Below are 15,045 nucleotides of genomic sequence, written 5' to 3'. Positions count from 1 at the left end.
AGCATGACGCAAGAGGCGACGATGTCGAAGCAGGCCACTACCAGATCGCGCAGCGTGCGCGGCTCGCGCACCGGGCGGCCGATCATGGCGCTGCTCGACCTCCTGGGGCGGCGCTGGAGCCTGCGGATCCTGTGGGAGTTGCGCGGCGAGCCCCTCACCTCCCGCGGCTTGCGCTCCGCCTGCGACGAAGCTTCGCCGACGGTGCTGCAGGCGCGGCTAACGGAGCTGCGCGAGGCAGGATTCGTGGAGCTGGGCGAGGCCGGAGGCTACGGGCTGACGCCGCTAGGGCGAGAATTGTGCGAGACGTTCATGCCGCTGCACCGGTTTGCGGAGAGGTGGAAAGGCTCTTCTCCCTCTCCCCGCTTGCGGGGAGAGGGTCGGGGTGAGGGGGAGCCTCCGCGCGGACGGAAGCAGTGAAGACTCGCGGAGGCTCCCCCTCACCCGGATTGCATCTGCGATGCAATCCGGCCTCTCCCCGCAAGCGGGGAGAGGCGAAGAATCTCACGCCGCTGCCACCGTCAAATTCGCGCCGTCCACCTGCACCACCTTCACCCTTGTCCCCGCCGGTGTATCCGGGCCGGCAACACGCCACACCGTGTCACCGATACGCACGGTGCCGCTGCCGTCGATGATCGGCTTCTCCAGCGTGAACTCGCGCCCTAACAGCGCCTCGGTGCGCTTGTTCAGGAACGGGCTCGTGCTTGCGTCCGGCTTCGGCCGGGCGAGGCGGCGCCACAACGGTACGGCGGCGACAGCGAAGACCGCGAACATCACGAGCTGGATCTGCCAGGACACGGCGACAGCGAATGAGATCAGGCCGACCAGCAGCGCGGCGAGGCCAAGCCAAAACAGAAACACGCCGGGCGCCAGCACCTCCAGTGCCATCAGGATGAAGCCGAAGATCAGCCAATTCCAGGTGCCGAGCGATGCGAACATGTTGGTCATGACACGACCTCTTTATTTTGGCGCATGCCCTTGTCGGAAAACCGGTGTCCACTTTTCCGAGGCATGCGCTTTACCCCTGCCGCGGGGGCACCGCCGGCGGCGTGCCGCCGGTCGGCGGCACTGAGCCGGGACGGCGAGCGGCGGCGGCGGACGCGGCACTCTCGCCGAACGTCGCCTTGGCGATCTCGCCGATGCCGGCGAGCGAGCCCAGCATGCTGGTGGCTTCCACCGGCAGCATGATGATCTTCTGGTTCGGCGCCTCCGCGAACTGGCCGAACGCCTTGATATATTTGTCGGCGATGAAATAGTTCAACGCGGCAACGTCGCCCTTGGAGATGGCTTCCGACACCGCCTGCGTCGCCTTGGCCTCGGCTTCGGCCAGACGCTCGCGCGCCTCGGCATCGCGGAAGGCGGCCTCGCGCCGGCCTTCGGCCTGCAGGATCTGGCCCTGCTTGGCACCCTCGGCGCGCAGGATTTCCGATTGGCGCTGGCCTTCGGCGGCGAGGATGTCAGCGCGCTTGACGCGCTCGGCCTTCATCTGCCGGCCCATGGCTTCGACGAGATCGGCCGGCGGCACGATGTCCTTGATCTCGATGCGGTTGACCTTGACGCCCCAGGGCGAGACCGCGGCGTCGACGACGCGGAGCAGGCGCTCGTTGATCTCGTCGCGATGCGATAGCACCTGGTCGAGATCCATCGAGCCCATCACCGAGCGGATGTTGGTCATGGTCAGGACCGTGATCGCCTGGTTGAGGTTGGCGACTTCGTAGCTCGCCTTGGCGGCATCGAACACCTGGTAGAAGGCGACGCCGTCCACCGTCACGGTGGCGTTGTCCTTGGTGATCACCTCCTGCTCGGGAATGTCGATCACCTGCTCCATCATGTTGATCTTGCGCCCGACGCGGTCGAAATAGGGCACGATCAGATTGAGCCCGGGGCTCAAGGTCTGGGTGTATTTGCCGAACCGCTCGATGGTCCAGTCATAGCCCTGCGGCACCGTCTTCACGCCGGCCACCAGCGTGACGATGACGAGCAAAACCAGAACAATCGCGAAAATGTCGAAACCGCTCATATGTCCTCCAAGGCAGGAAAAAGTCCTTTCCCGCGCTGTCATTGGTCGGGATCAAGACCCTAGCGGTTCAGCGGTCGCAAGTAACGTCGGCATCAGCGCGATTCTGCACAAGACACGCGGAGAGGGAATGCTCACGATATGTATTTGCGGAAGGCTCTTGAAAGCGAGCGGCGCAGACCTACCGACAAATATTAACACATCCGGCCATGCCATCCGCCGCGGACGGCTTCACTCGATGACGTCGTCCGCGATTGCGAGCAGGCCGGCCGGAAGCGTGACGCCAAGCGCTTTGGCAGTCTTCAGATTGATCGTCAGCTCGAACTTGGTGGGATTCTGGACCGGCAGATCGGCCGCCGGCGCTCCCTTGAGGATACGATCGATATAGGAAGCCGCGCGGCGCAGCTGCTCGGCGCTGTCGGTGCTGTAGGACATCAGCCCGCCCTCCTCGACGAAGGTGCGGCTCCAGAACACCGCGGGCACGCGCGCCTCCGCGATCGCCGCAAGCAGATCTGCGCGGTTGGCCATGGTGAAGAAGTCCGGCAGGACCAAGAGGCCGCCGTCCTTCCGCGAGGCCAGTGCGGCGATCGAGCCGGCGTCGTTCACCGGCGCGGGCTCGATGGTCACGTGAAGCGTCCGCGCCGCCTCTTCGATGGTGCGCAGCATCAGGGGCGCGAACGGCGCGGTGGCGGGATTGTAGACGACGAAGACGCGGCGGACGGGCGGCGTGACCTGCGTCAGCATCTCCAGCCATTTGCCGGCGAGCGGGCCGTCATAATCGGTGAAGCCGGTGACGTTGCCGCCGGGATGCGCGAGGTTTTTGACAAAACCCTGACTGACGGGATCGGTGACGACGGCGAACACGATCGGGATCGTCGCGGTGCGCTGGCGCAGCTCCTCCACCGAGGGCGTGCCGACCGCGAGCAGGATGTCGGGCTTGAGTGCGACCAGTTCGTCCGCAAGGCGCGCAATCCGCGCCCGGTCGCCGCCGCCGCTGCGCCAGTCGATCCGCAGATTATCGCGCTCCTTCCAGCCATGGCCGGCGAGTGCCTCGACCAGGATGGTGCTGCGCGCCTGCCCGATCGCATCCTCGGCGGCGGTGACCGAGAGCACGCCGAGCCGGCGCGTCGCATCCGGCTGCTGCGCCTGCACTGAGGCCGGCAGTGCCGCGATCATCCCAAGAAGCGCCAGACATTCGCGGCGATTCATGGGGCACACCATCAAATCCAGCCCTGAAGCTCGCGCAGCACGAGAGCGCGGATCACGTCCATGCCAGGCTCGCTATCGTTGAGGCAGGGGATCGCGGAAAACTGCTCACCGCCATTGTGCTTGAAGATCTCGGCGTTCTCCTGCGCGATCTCCTCCAGCGTCTCCAGGCAGTCGGCGGAAAAGCCCGGCGTCACCACCGCGATGCGGCGCACGCCGTCTTTCGCCAGACGCTCCATCGTCTTATCGGTATACGGCTGGAGCCACTCGTCATTGCCGAAACGCGACTGGAAGGTCAGCAGCAGCTTTGTCTCGTCCATGCCGAGCCGGCGGCGCAGCGCCTCCGTCGTGGCGATACAGTGCTGCTGATAGGGATCGCCCTTGTCGACATAGGATTTCGGCATGCCGTGGAAGGAGGCGACGATCAACTCCGGCTTGAACGGCAGGCTCGCCAGATGCGTCTCGATCGAGGTCGCGAGCGCCTCGATATAGGTCGCATCCTCGTAATAAGGCGGCGTCACCCGCAAAGTCGGCTGGTTGCGTAGGCGGGCGAGCACGCGGAACACCTCGTCGCAGACGGTCGCCGAGGTCGAGGCGGAATATTGCGGATAGAGCGGCACGGCGAGGATGCGCTCGCAGCCCTTCGCGATCAGCGCATCGATGCCCGCTTTGATCGAGGGATTGCCGTAGCGCATCGCCCAGTCCACGACCACATGACCGCGATCCGACAGCGCGACCGCGAGCTTGTCGGCTTGCGAGCGCGTGATGGTCTTCAGCGGCGACTCGTTGCGCTCATTGTTCCAGATCTTGCGGTAGTCCAGCGCCTTGGTGCGGGGACGGCTGCGCAGGATGATCCCGTTCAGCACCAGCTTCCAGACCAGGCCCTGGTCCTCGATGACGCGGGCATCCGAGAGGAACTCCTTCAGATAGACCCGCACGCCGGGCGCATCGGCCGTGTCGGGCGTGCCGAGATTGATCAGGAGTACGCCGACGCGCGGCAGGGCGGATTGGGCGGCCGGTTTCGCGCTTTCGACGGGGACGACGCTGGTCATGGCTCTGTGCCTCGCGCGTTGGTCTGAACTTGTCAAGATGAGGCCGGTTTCGCTAGGGTCGCTACCCACGGGAGGGAAGATGACACTCGCGGAATGGTGCGTCCTGGGAGCGCTGCTGCTTTATCTCTCGACGATCGCCTCGATCAAATTGATCAGGTTTCGCACGTTCGACAATTCCCGGCCGCGCGACCCCGCCTTCTATGCGGATGCCATCGCGCAGCGTGCGCTCGGTGCGCACCAGAACGGCATCGAGACCTTTCCGTTCTTCGCCTTCGCGGTGCTGCTCGCCGAATACAGGGACTCGCCGCAGCGGCTGATCGATGAGCTCGCGGCGCTGTTCCTGATCGTGCGGATCGCCTATGTGCTGACCTATCTCGGCAACCGGCCGACGCTGCGCTCGATCCTCTGGAGCATCGGCTTTGCGATCAATCTCGGGATCTTCTTCATGCCGGTCTTGAAGCGGTTTCTGCCGATGTGACTTTCTTCCTTCTCCCCTTGCGGGAGAAGGTGGCGCGAAGCGCCGGATGAGGGGTTCTATCCCATTCGCAAGACTGCTCGTGAGGAGACAGCCCCCTCACCCGTCTCGCCGCTACGCGGCGAGCCACCCTCTCCCGCAAGGGGAGAGGGGGAAAAAGCTCAAAAGCACGTCGTCCGTTCGGCGGCGATGTAGCCGAACAGCAGGCCGACACCGAACAGCAATACCAGGCCGGCGGCGCCGAATTCGATGCCGCGCATGAACAGCGCGCCACTGCCGTCGCGCGCTCCGCTCAGGCGGGCGGCGATGTCCTTGGCGGAGACGGCAACGATTGCGATCGCGGCGACCGTGATCGCGGTGCCCAATCCCATCAGGAAGGTCGCGGCGATGCCGGCCCAGAACAGGCCCTGCGCCAGCGCGAACACCAGCACCAGGATCGCTCCCGAGCAGGGGCGGATGCCGACGGTCAGGATCGCGGCGAACCCGCGCCGCCAGCCGCCGGGGCCGGCGAGCTCGCTCGGGGTGGGACCATGGGAATGGCCGCAATGCTCGTCATGGACGTGGTCGTGCCCATGGTGATGGGCGTGACCGTGATCGTGGTGGTGATGAGCGTGGCCATGATGGTCGTGGGCATCATGATGATGGTGATGATCGTGATCATGGTGGTCGTGCGGCATGCCGGCGATCGCTGGCACCGGGTGGGCGGCCTGGAGCGCGCGGATGAACGCACCGCCCTTGACCCAGACCAGCCTCAGCCCGAACAGTCCAATCAGGCCATAGCTCGCGATCTCGATCGCGCCTTCCGCCTTGCACATGGTCTTGGCCGTCGCATTCAGCAGCCAGGCCGACACGCCGACGATCAGGATCGCCACCAGCGACTGCATCAGCGCCGAAGCGAACGACAGCACAATGCCGCGCCGCGCGGTTTCGCGGTTGGCAACGAGATAGGAGGCGATCACCGCCTTGCCATGGCCGGGGCCAGCGGCGTGGAAGATGCCATAGGCAAAGGAGATGAACAGCAGCGTCCACACCGCCGATCCGTCCGACTTGGCGGCGCGGATGGTCGCCGACATCTGGCGATAGAATTCCGACTGTTTACTCAGCAGCCAGCCGATGAGGCCGCTGGCCTCCGGTTCGGCGGCCTGCGCCGGCCGCGGCGCGCCGAACGGGTTTTGCGCGAGAAGATCGTGGAGCGCGGCGTCGGCCACGGACACGACCAGCAGAGCGGCAACGCAGGTGAGAAGCCCGCGCGCGAACCGGGAGAGTTGCGGTTTCAAGGGCAATCCACCGTGATCTTGTTGGCGAACATCATGCCGAAATTCGAATTTTCGCCATTCAGGAAGGTCTGCTCATTGAGCTTCTGCGCGCTCGCGGTGCCGTCGTTCGGCCGCTCGAGCTTCATCTGGCAGCCCGCGGGAGCGCCGACCAGCTTCACCGGATTGTCCTTGGCCATCTGGAAGTCGATGAAGAAGGAGCGGTCGAACACTTCGAGCACCAGCTGCTTGGGCTTGACCGGGGCCTTCAGCGGCAGCGTGAAGTGGAGGGTCAGCACCGTATCCTTGTAATCAAGGAAGTAGTCGACCGGCTCCTGGAAACGCTCCTTCTTGCCGTCGGCCCGCGCAAAGGTGAAGTAGGCGTATTCCCTAAGCGACTCGACATTGGTCTGCGCTAGCGACCCGAGCTCCTCGCGCGTATAGGCGCCCTTGGTCTTGCTCTCGAGCCCCTGCACCGCATAGGCCGAGAACATGTCGTCGAACGTCCAGGCGTGGCGCACGCCGGTGATGCTGCCGTCGGCGGCATAGAGCAGCTCGCTGGTCGCGGTGATCCAGACATGCGGATGCGCGCTCGCCGCGCCCGCCACGAGCGTCATCGCGGCGGCGAGCAGGAAGCCGAACAGCCCGCGCATGCTCATCAGGCCGCCTTGGCGTCGTCGAGCAGGCCGCGGCGGCGCAGCAGCGCGTCGGGCTCCGGCGGGCGGCCGCGGAAGGCCTCATAGGCGGCCTCCGGATCGACCGATCCGCCCGAGGCGTAGATGTCGTCGTGCAGGCGCTTGGCGACCGCAGGATCGAAGATGTCGCCGGCCTCCTCGAACGCGCCGAAGGCGTCGGCGTCCATCACCTCCGACCACATGTAGCTGTAGTAGCCGGCAGCATAATGATCGCCGGTGAAGATGTGGCCGAATTGCGTGGGACGGTGACGTAGCGAGATTTCCTCGGGCATGCCGATCTTCTCCAGCTCTTGTCTCTCGAAGGCGCGCACGTCCTGCGCGGCGGAAGCCGGCTGGGTGTGGAATTCGAGATCGACCAGCGCCGAGGAGACGAACTCGACCGTGGCAAAACCCTGGTTGAATTTTCGCGCGGCAAGGAAGCGCTGCAGGAGGTCGTCCGGCAGCGGCTCGCCGGTCTGGTAGTGGCGGGCGAACTTTTGCAGCACCTCGGGCCGCTCCTGCCAGTGCTCGTAGAGCTGGGACGGCAGCTCGACGAAGTCGGTGAACACGGACGTGCCCGACAGCGAGGGATAGGTGACGTCGGAGAGCATGCCGTGCAGGCCGTGGCCGAACTCGTGGAACAGGGTGCGGGCGTCGTCGGGCGACAGCAGCGAAGGCTCGCCCCCGGCTCCCTTGGCAAAATTGCAGATATTGAGAACCAGCGGCGCGACGTCGCCGTCGAGCTTCTGCTGGTCGCGCAGCGAGGTCATCCAGGCGCCGGAGCGCTTCGAGGGCCGGGCGAAGTAGTCGCCATAGAACAGCGCCTTGTGCTTGCCGTCCCCGCCCTTCACCTCCCAGACCCGGACGTCCGGGTGCCAGACCGGAACGTCCTTGCGCTCCTCGAAAGTGATGCCGAACAGGCGCGTGGCGCAGTCGAAGGCGGCGGCGATCATGTGGTCGAGCGAAAGATACGGCTTGATCGCCGCGTCGTCGAAATTGGCGCGCTGAAGGCGCAGCTTCTCGGCGTAGAAGCGCCAATCCCATGGGGCGAGCTTGAAATTGCCGCCCTCTTCCGCGATCAGCGCCTGCATGTCGTCGCGGTCGGCGAGCGCGCGCGCCCTCGCCGGCTTCCAGACCCGTTCCAGAAGGCCACGCACCGCTTCCGGCGTCTTGGCCATGGAATCTTCGAGCCGGTAGGCGGCGAAGGTCGGGTAGCCCAGGAGCTTGGCGCTTTCCTCCCGCAGCTTCAAGATCTCGACGATGGTTGCGTTGTTGTCATTGGCGTTGCCGTTGTCGCCCCGCGCGGTGAAGGCCTTGTAGACCTTCTCGCGCAGGTCGCGCCGCGCCGAGCTCTTCAGGAACTGTTCGACCGAGGAGCGCGACAGCGTGACGATGGCCTTACCTTCCATGCCGCGCTCTTCTGCCGCAGCCTTGGCACCGGCGACGAAGCTCTCCGGCAGGCCCTGGCGGTCGGCCTCCCCGAGCTCCAGGACCCAGTCCTGCTCGTCGCCGAGCAGGTGATGGCTGAAGCTGGTGCCGAGTTGGGCGAGCCTCTCGTTGATCTCTGCCATCCGCGTCTTGGCCTCGTCGGAGAGGCCGGCACCGGAACGGTGGAAGCGGGTGTAGGTGCGCTCCAACAGGCGCAGCTGCTCGGGCGTGAGACCGAGATTGGCGCGGTTCTCGTGCAGCTGGGCGATGCGGCCAAACAGCAGGGCGTTCATCATGATCGGATTCCAGTGCCGTGCCATCCGCAAGGAGACCTCCTTGTCGATCTCCAGGATGGCCGGGTTGGAATGCGCCGAGACGAGGTCGTAGAAGACCGCCGCGACCTTGCTCAAGAGCTTGCCCGAGCGCTCCAGCGCCGTGATGGTGTTGGCGAAGTCGGGCGCGGCCGGATCGTTGGTGATCGCCGCGATCTCGGCGGAGTGATCGGCGAAGGCCTGCTCGTAGGCCGGGAGGAAGTGCTCCGGCTTGATCTCGTCGAAAGGCGGGGTCGCGAACGGCGTCACCCAGGCCCTCAGCAGCGGGTTGGTCTCGGCGTCCGTAGTTTGGCGCAGTTCTGACATCACAAGTCCCGATTTTTGAGCCGATTTGTTGCAGCCAGCTATAGCACGCGATGGGGCTTTTTTGGGCCGTTTGCCCTTGCTCCCGGCCGCCTTTTCGGGGAGATTGCGGCCCTCGAAGACACGGGATCCCTGAGCTCATGAACGCGCCTGCCTCCTCTTCCCGCCAGATCGCCTGGCCGAGCGTCATCACCGTCATCAGCGCCGCCATCCTGATTGGCGCCGAGGTGTTCGGCGCGGCGTTTGCCGGCGGCTGGGCGCTCGCGATCCTGTTCGGGCTCGGCGATCAGGGCGCGCACATCCTTCAGGCCGTGCTGTTCACACTCGGCGTGCTGGTGATGACCGCGTTCATCCGCGGAGCTCAGCGCGTCGAGCCGTTCACGAAGCGCCGCTGACGCGTCGTCGCGCGCGAGACACGCGCGCTGCGCAGAAAACTTAACGCGCGTTCATCTTCCGCGTCGCTCGCGCAACACTGCGCAAGCAGGTGTTAGGCAATTCTGTTCTCAGCCTAAAAAAATTCTTGCGAAGCAGAGTCAAAACGCTTATGTGCGGATTTGCCCAATTTCGCACGTGCCTGTGGTCGTGTGTCAGTCGGTAGGTATCCGGACAAGAGGCCGGACAGCCGCCAAGGGGTGAAGAAGCCGAGGGGCTCTTCGGAAGAGCGGAAGTCAAAGGACCGAAGGTCGCAAGACCTGAGGGTCCGAAGATGAAGCAAACCCGGAGCGTCCAGCATCTCTCTCAAGAGATGCCATGTCGAAGGTGACTTCACTTTTTGCAACCGTGACTGGCAGCCGGAGGCGAACCGGCGCACCCCGCTCTCAACGGGGGACGCGACTTAAAGCAACGACGGATCGGGCTTTTTTGGTCTCTACCGGCAGTCCAACGCCGGCGCGGGCTACTGAAAAGGCTTGTCCTTCATTGCCAGGTGATCGGGCGGGAATCTCTCCCAACCAATCCACGGCAGCACAGTCTGGTTTGAGTCGTTTGGCCTCAACGCGCCTCCATCGCGCGATGTGGCCGAAGCACTCTCATCAGACGTCACGTTGATACGGCTCCCGTCGCTGGGACCGTTGGAGAGTGCTATGACCGAACGTATCCAGGAATTCCTGCGCAATCGCCGCAAGGATGGCCTCGACACCGAGCCGTGCCTCGTCGTCGACCTCGAGGTCGTGCGCGACAATTACCAGAGCTTTGCCAAGGCACTGCCCGACAGCCGCGTGTTCTACGCCGTCAAGGCGAACCCGGCGCCGGAAGTGCTGGCCCTGCTCGCCTCCATGGGCTCCTGCTTCGACACCGCGACCGTCGCCGAGATCGAGATGGCGCTGGCCGCGGGTGCGACGCCGGATCGCATCTCCTTCGGCAACACGATCAAGAAGGAGCGCGACATCGCGCGCGCCTTCGCGCTCGGCATTCGGCTGTTCGCGGTTGATTGCGCCGCCGAGGTCGAGAAGGTCGCCCGTGCCGCCCCCGGCGCAAAGGTGTTTTGCCGCATCCTCTATGACTGCGCCGGCGCCGAATGGCCGCTGTCGCGCAAGTTCGGCTGCGATCCGGAGATGGCGGTCGAGGTGCTCGACCTCGCCAAGCGCCTTCGCTTGGAGCCGTACGGCATCTCCTTCCATGTCGGCTCGCAGCAGCGCAAGGTGAAGGCGTGGGACCGTGCGCTGGCGATGGCCTCGCAGGTGTTCCGCGACTGCGCTGAGCGCGGCATCAACCTGTCCATGGTCAACATGGGCGGCGGCTTCCCGACCAAGTACCTGAAGGACGTGCCGCCGGTCGTCACCTACGGCCGGTCGATCTTCCGCGCGCTGCGCAAGCACTTCGGCAACCAGATCCCGGAGACCATCATCGAGCCGGGCCGCGGCATGGTGGGCAACGCCGGCATCATCGAATCCGAGGTCGTGCTCATCTCGAAGAAGAGCGACGAGGACGAAGTGCGCTGGGTATACCTGGACATCGGCAAGTTCGGCGGCCTCGCCGAGACCATGGACGAGTCGATCCGGTACGCCATCCGCACCTGTCACGACGGCGCGGACATGACGCCGTGCGTGCTTGCAGGGCCGACCTGCGACAGCGCCGACGTGCTGTACGAGAAGACCCCGTATCCGCTCCCCGTCACGCTCGAGATCGGCGACAAGGTGCTGATCGAGGGCACTGGGGCCTATACGTCGACCTACTCGTCGGTGGCGTTCAACGGCATCCCGCCGCTGAAGACCTACCACATCTGATCCGCCTCTCTTTCGAGGCCTGACGAACCCGGGAGCCGGCCCTGCCGGCTCCTCCCTCACATTCCGATTTCTGACGACGTCTTGGACCGGCGTGCTCGCTCACGTCGGTTCAAGCGGGGACTGACGCGCCATGACTGCTCCTCGGAAGCCACTGATCGCCCTCACCTCGAAAGCCGCTCCGTTTGCGATCCGCAGCGAGCGCGCTGGCGACGTCGCGATGCGTGAAGCGCTGCTCGATGCCTGCTTTGGCGAGAACCGCCATGGCCGGACCTGCCAGCGCCTGCGCGACGGACGCGCGCCTGCCGCAGGCCTTGCCCTGTCGGCCGTGCGCGAGGGACAGCTCGTGGGAACCGTGCGGCTGTGGCACGTCAGCGCCGGAGGCAGGCCCGCTCTGGTCCTCGGACCGCTGGCGGTCGACCCTGCCTGCCGCGAGCTCGGGATCGGCGCCGCGCTGATGCATCAAGCGCTGGCCGCCGCCCGGGCGCGCGGGCATGCTGCGGTGATCCTGCTCGGCGATGCCCCCTATTACGCCCGCTTCGGCTTCTCGGCCGACAAGACCGGTGCGCTGTCGCTGCCCGGCCCATTCGAGCGCGACCGGCTGCTGGCGATCGAGTTCGCGGAAGGCGCGCTCGACGGCGCCGAAGGGATGATCGTTCCGACTGGAGCGGCCCAGCCCAAACGGAGGGCGGTTCGCGCTCTCCAGGCGCACGCGGCCTAAGGGATTGCCATGATGGCAACGACCGAAGCCGCATCCAGCGGCCATACCCGGCTGCGCCTGACTTGATGCCTGTTCCTTTGGGGTTGCGCGAGCCCGAGAAACCCCCTTTAACCCCGCAAAACATCCCCCTTCAGTCGAGGTCCGAGAGCATGTCCCGTCGCCTGATTTCCACCGGCTCCCCGTTCGAGAAGACCGCCGGCTACAGCCGCGCCGTGATCGACGGCGAGTTCGCCTTCGTCGCGGGAACCACGGGCTATGACTACACCACCATGACAATGCCGGCCGATGTCACGAGCCAGTCACGCAACTGCTTCAAGACCATCGAAGCCGCCCTGAAGGAGGGCGGCTTCGAGATGGCCGACATCGTCCGCGTGACCTACTACCTCACCGACGTCAAAGATGCCGACGCGCATTTCGCTGTCTGCGGCGAAGTCCTCGGCGACATCCGCCCGGCTGCAACGCTTCTCGTCGTCTCGGCGCTCTACAAGCCCGAGATGAAGGTCGAGATCGAAGTCACCGCCAAGCGGCGTAGCGTCTGATCCACCCCTCACCCATTGTCTGCCAGCACGTTCCGGAGAAACCATCCCATGAGTCCCGCCTCGCAGATCTACGCGAAGATCACCGGTCCCATCGTCATGGTCGGCTTCGGCTCCATCGGCAAAGGCACGTTGCCGCTGATCGAGCGGCATCTCGATTACGACAAGTCGCGCGTCACCGTGATCGATCCCAAGGATGAGGGCCGCAAGGCGCATTGCGAGAAGCACAATGTCCGCTTCATCCAGAAGGGCGTGACCAAGGACAATTATCGGGACTTGCTGACCCCGCTGCTCACCGAAGGCGGCGGCCAGGGCTTTTGCGTCAATCTCTCGGTCGATACCGGCTCCACCGACATCATGGAGCTCTGCAGCGAACTTGGCGCGCTCTACATCGACACCGTCAACGAGCCCTGGCTCGGCTTTTATTTCGACGCTTCGAAGGGCCCGGAAGCGCGCTCCAACTACGCCCTTCGCGAAGTGACGCTGGCCGCCAAGAAAGCGCGGCCTAAGGGCTCGACGACGGCCGTCTCCTGCTGTGGCGCCAATCCCGGCATGGTCTCCTTTTTCGTCAAGCAGGCGCTGCTCAATGTCGCCGCTGATCTGAAGCTCAATGCCCCCAAGCCGAAGACCAGAGCCGAATGGGCGGACCTGATGCGGCAGGCCGGCGTCAAGGGCATCCACATCGCCGAACGCGACACCCAGCGCTCCAGGAAGCCGAAAGAGCCTGACGTCTTCGTCAACACCTGGTCGGTGGAAGGCTTCCTGTCGGAAGGCGTGCAGCCCTCAGAACTCGGTTGGGGCACCCATGAAAAGTGGATGCCCGAGAATGCGCGGACCCACGAAGCCGGCTGCGGCGCCGCCATCTATCTGATGCAGCCCGGCGCCAACACGCGCGTGCGCACCTGGTGCCCGACCCGCGGCGCGCAATATGGCTTCCTCGTTACCCACAACGAGTCGATCTCGATTGCCGATTACTTCACGGTGCGTGACGCATCGGGCACGGCGATCTACCGGCCGACCTGCCATTATGCCTATCACCCGGCCGACGATGCTGTGCTGTCGCTGCATGAAATGTTCGGCCGCGCGGCGAAGATGCAGGACAAGCACCACATCCTCGATGAGAACGAAATCGTCGATGGCATCGACGAGCTCGGCGTGCTGCTGTTCGGCCACGACAACAATGCCTACTGGTACGGCTCGCAGCTCTCCATCGAAGAGACCCGCAAGCTCGCGCCCTACCAGAACGCCACCGGCCTGCAAGTGACCTCCGCCGTGCTCGGCGGCATGGTGTGGGCGCTGGAGAATCCGAACGAAGGCATCGTCGAAGCCGACGAGATGGATTTCGATCGTCTCTTGGAAATCCAGCTGCCCTATCTCGGCCCGGTGAAGGGTTTCTACACCGACTGGACGCCGCTGACGGATCGCCCGGGACTGTTCCCGGAAGATATCGATACGAGCGATCCCTGGCAGTTCCGGAATATTCTGGTGCGGTGAGGGCGGTTCGCCCTGAGTACACTGTCATGCCCCGGCTTGGCCGGGGCATCCAGTACGCCGCGGCCTCTCCGTATCCACGCTCCGTCTCTGGAACACTGGATCCCCCGCCTTCGCGGGGGATGACACCGAGTATGTGACGGTCAGCACGGCCGCACAGCTACTTCTTCTCAATCGGCGGCGCGACCTTCTCGGCTGGAGCGGGCGGCAGCGTGGGCTTGGTCGCCGCGCCCTGTGTCTGGGAATCGGGCCGTGCGGGCTCGGGGGCCGGCGTAGTCGGGCGATCACCGCCGGGCTTGGACTCCGCGGGCGTCTTGCTCTGATCGTCGGACGGGGTGCCCTGGAGCGGTGGCGTTGCCTGTGCCATCTGCATCCGGCTCTCGGCGCGAATCTGCGCCAGCGACAGGCCCGATACCACGACGCCCGCTGCGAACAGCGAAGAGGCGATTATCAGGTCGAGTTTCAGTCGGCGCTTGTCATAGCCTGTCATGTCGATCACCGCATTTGTCCGCGGAATCAACGAAATGGCCGCGCGCGGGTTCCGAGCTTGGCAAGGTGGGAACCGCACGCCGGCGCGCCAGAACGCCGCGCTCAATCCGTGGTGCTGACTTCCCAGGTGGCGTGGCGCACGCCTGGAAGATGCTGGAGATCCGTCGCCACCGCGTTCAGCTCGTTCGGATCGACCGCGGTCGCAACCAGCTTTGCGACGATCTCCAGGATGTCGTCGCCGATCTCGGCCACATCGATATCAGCGACCGAATATTTCGCGGCTTCCAACCTCTCGACGAGGCGGTCGCGCATGTCAGGCAGAGCGTCGGCCGCGACCGCCAGCTTGAAATAGTAGGTCGCCTCCAGTGCACGCTCATTCAGCGGAATGCGGTTGATGGCATTGACCAGCGGGCGCAGCAGCGTGTTGCCGGCAATGACGAACACGGTCAGCGCCGCCGCCTGCGCGACCATGTCGGCGCCGGCACAGGAGCCGACCGCGGCCGAGGCCCATAGCGTCGCGGCCGTATTGAGCCCGCGCACGTCCATGCCCTGCTTCATGATGACACCGGCGCCGAGGAAGCCGATGCCGGAGACGACGTAGGAGATCACCCGCACCGCGCCGTCGGCGCCGGTTAGATGCATGGCGAGATCGACAAAGGCGGCGGCGCCGACCGCGACCAGCACGTTGGTGCGCAGGCCCGCCGTGCGCTGGCGATACTGTCGCTCGGCGCCGATCAGCGTCCCCAGCACGAAGGCCGTCAACAGGCTGATCAGCGTGTCCGCAAAGTCGGCAAGCTGAAAGGTCGTCAGAAACCGCATGGCCCCCTATACGGCGGGAACCATGACAGA

At 65.1% G+C, this 15,045-nt stretch carries 16 protein-coding genes; 7 read left to right on the top strand and 9 right to left on the bottom strand.

Annotation, left to right across the window (positions count from 1 at the left end; translation table 11 throughout):
* Window positions 1-21 precede the first annotated feature (21 nt).
* On the top strand, window positions 22-417 hold the full coding sequence (locus LRP30_RS04445) for a helix-turn-helix domain-containing protein (protein ID WP_128931289.1): 396 nt from the start codon (window positions 22-24) through the stop codon (window positions 415-417).
* Window positions 418-501: 84 nt separating this feature from the next.
* Here the strand turns inward: LRP30_RS04445 and LRP30_RS04440 are convergent, their stop codons facing one another.
* The 4 genes from LRP30_RS04440 to hemH form a co-directional block, all read right to left on the bottom strand.
* The gene (locus LRP30_RS04440) at window positions 502-945 is read right to left on the bottom strand and encodes an NfeD family protein (protein WP_249759473.1); all 444 of its coding nucleotides are present in this window, start codon (window positions 943-945) and stop codon (window positions 502-504) included.
* 70 nt (window positions 946-1,015) lie between these two features.
* Complete coding sequence (locus LRP30_RS04435; RefSeq protein ID WP_128931287.1) at window positions 1,016-2,017, bottom strand: SPFH domain-containing protein; 1,002 nt, start codon at window positions 2,015-2,017, stop codon at window positions 1,016-1,018.
* 228 nt (window positions 2,018-2,245) lie between these two features.
* Entirely contained in the window at window positions 2,246-3,223 is a 978-nt protein-coding gene (locus LRP30_RS04430; RefSeq protein ID WP_249759472.1) for an ABC transporter substrate-binding protein, read from the bottom strand.
* Window positions 3,224-3,234: 11 nt separating this feature from the next.
* Entirely contained in the window at window positions 3,235-4,272 is a 1,038-nt protein-coding gene (hemH, locus tag LRP30_RS04425) for a ferrochelatase (protein WP_249759471.1), read from the bottom strand.
* 79 nt (window positions 4,273-4,351) lie between these two features.
* Here hemH and LRP30_RS04420 point away from each other — a divergent pair, with 79 nt between their 5' ends.
* Window positions 4,352-4,750: an MAPEG family protein gene (locus LRP30_RS04420; RefSeq protein WP_249759470.1), complete on the top strand. Its 399-nt coding sequence runs from the start codon at window positions 4,352-4,354 to the stop codon at window positions 4,748-4,750.
* A 158-nt stretch (window positions 4,751-4,908) separates the two neighbouring features.
* On the opposite strand, the gene LRP30_RS04415 is transcribed toward LRP30_RS04420, so the two are convergent.
* The 3 genes from LRP30_RS04415 to LRP30_RS04405 are packed head-to-tail and all read right to left on the bottom strand — an operon-like array spanning window position 4,909 to window position 8,740.
* Window positions 4,909-6,024 (bottom strand): nickel/cobalt transporter, encoded by a 1,116-nt coding sequence (locus LRP30_RS04415; RefSeq protein WP_249759469.1) that lies wholly within the window; start codon window positions 6,022-6,024, stop codon window positions 4,909-4,911.
* Window positions 6,021-6,659, bottom strand: coding sequence for a DUF1007 family protein (locus LRP30_RS04410; RefSeq protein WP_249759468.1), 639 nt, complete (start codon window positions 6,657-6,659; stop codon window positions 6,021-6,023). Before LRP30_RS04410 ends, LRP30_RS04415 begins: the two co-directional genes overlap by 4 nt.
* Window positions 6,659-8,740, bottom strand: a complete 2,082-nt coding sequence (locus tag LRP30_RS04405; protein ID WP_249759467.1) for a M3 family metallopeptidase — start codon at window positions 8,738-8,740, stop codon at window positions 6,659-6,661. Before LRP30_RS04405 ends, LRP30_RS04410 begins: the two co-directional genes overlap by 1 nt.
* A gap of 137 nt (window positions 8,741-8,877) precedes the next feature.
* On the opposite strand from LRP30_RS04405, the gene LRP30_RS04400 reads away from it, so the two are divergent.
* The 5 genes from LRP30_RS04400 to LRP30_RS04380 all read left to right on the top strand — a co-directional run bounded on the left by LRP30_RS04400 (window position 8,878) and on the right by LRP30_RS04380 (window position 13,710).
* Window positions 8,878-9,132, top strand: a complete 255-nt coding sequence (locus LRP30_RS04400) for a hypothetical protein (protein ID WP_091892120.1) — start codon at window positions 8,878-8,880, stop codon at window positions 9,130-9,132.
* Window positions 9,133-9,819: 687 nt separating this feature from the next.
* Window positions 9,820-10,962, top strand: coding sequence for a type III PLP-dependent enzyme (locus LRP30_RS04395; protein ID WP_249759466.1), 1,143 nt, complete (start codon window positions 9,820-9,822; stop codon window positions 10,960-10,962).
* A gap of 130 nt (window positions 10,963-11,092) precedes the next feature.
* Entirely contained in the window at window positions 11,093-11,680 is a 588-nt protein-coding gene (locus LRP30_RS04390) for an N-acetyltransferase (protein ID WP_128944461.1), read from the top strand.
* Between the two features lie 149 nt (window positions 11,681-11,829).
* On the top strand, window positions 11,830-12,219 hold the full coding sequence (locus tag LRP30_RS04385; RefSeq protein ID WP_128931279.1) for a RidA family protein: 390 nt from the start codon (window positions 11,830-11,832) through the stop codon (window positions 12,217-12,219).
* 48 nt (window positions 12,220-12,267) lie between these two features.
* A complete protein-coding gene (locus LRP30_RS04380; protein ID WP_249759465.1) occupies window positions 12,268-13,710 on the top strand; it encodes a homospermidine synthase in 1,443 nt (480 codons plus the stop codon).
* 157 nt (window positions 13,711-13,867) lie between these two features.
* Here LRP30_RS04380 and LRP30_RS04375 read toward each other — a convergent pair whose 3' ends face one another.
* Both LRP30_RS04375 and LRP30_RS04370 read right to left on the bottom strand, forming a co-directional pair.
* The gene (locus LRP30_RS04375) at window positions 13,868-14,197 is read right to left on the bottom strand and encodes a hypothetical protein (protein WP_164934711.1); all 330 of its coding nucleotides are present in this window, start codon (window positions 14,195-14,197) and stop codon (window positions 13,868-13,870) included.
* 101 nt (window positions 14,198-14,298) lie between these two features.
* Entirely contained in the window at window positions 14,299-15,015 is a 717-nt protein-coding gene (locus LRP30_RS04370) for an MgtC/SapB family protein (RefSeq protein WP_128931277.1), read from the bottom strand.
* Window positions 15,016-15,045: the final 30 nt, after the last annotated feature.

It is taken from the genome of Bradyrhizobium sp. C-145 (assembly GCF_023375135.1).
Lineage (GTDB): Bacteria > Pseudomonadota > Alphaproteobacteria > Rhizobiales > Xanthobacteraceae > Bradyrhizobium > Bradyrhizobium zhanjiangense.
This window is presented reverse-complemented; position numbering and strand designations above follow the sequence as displayed.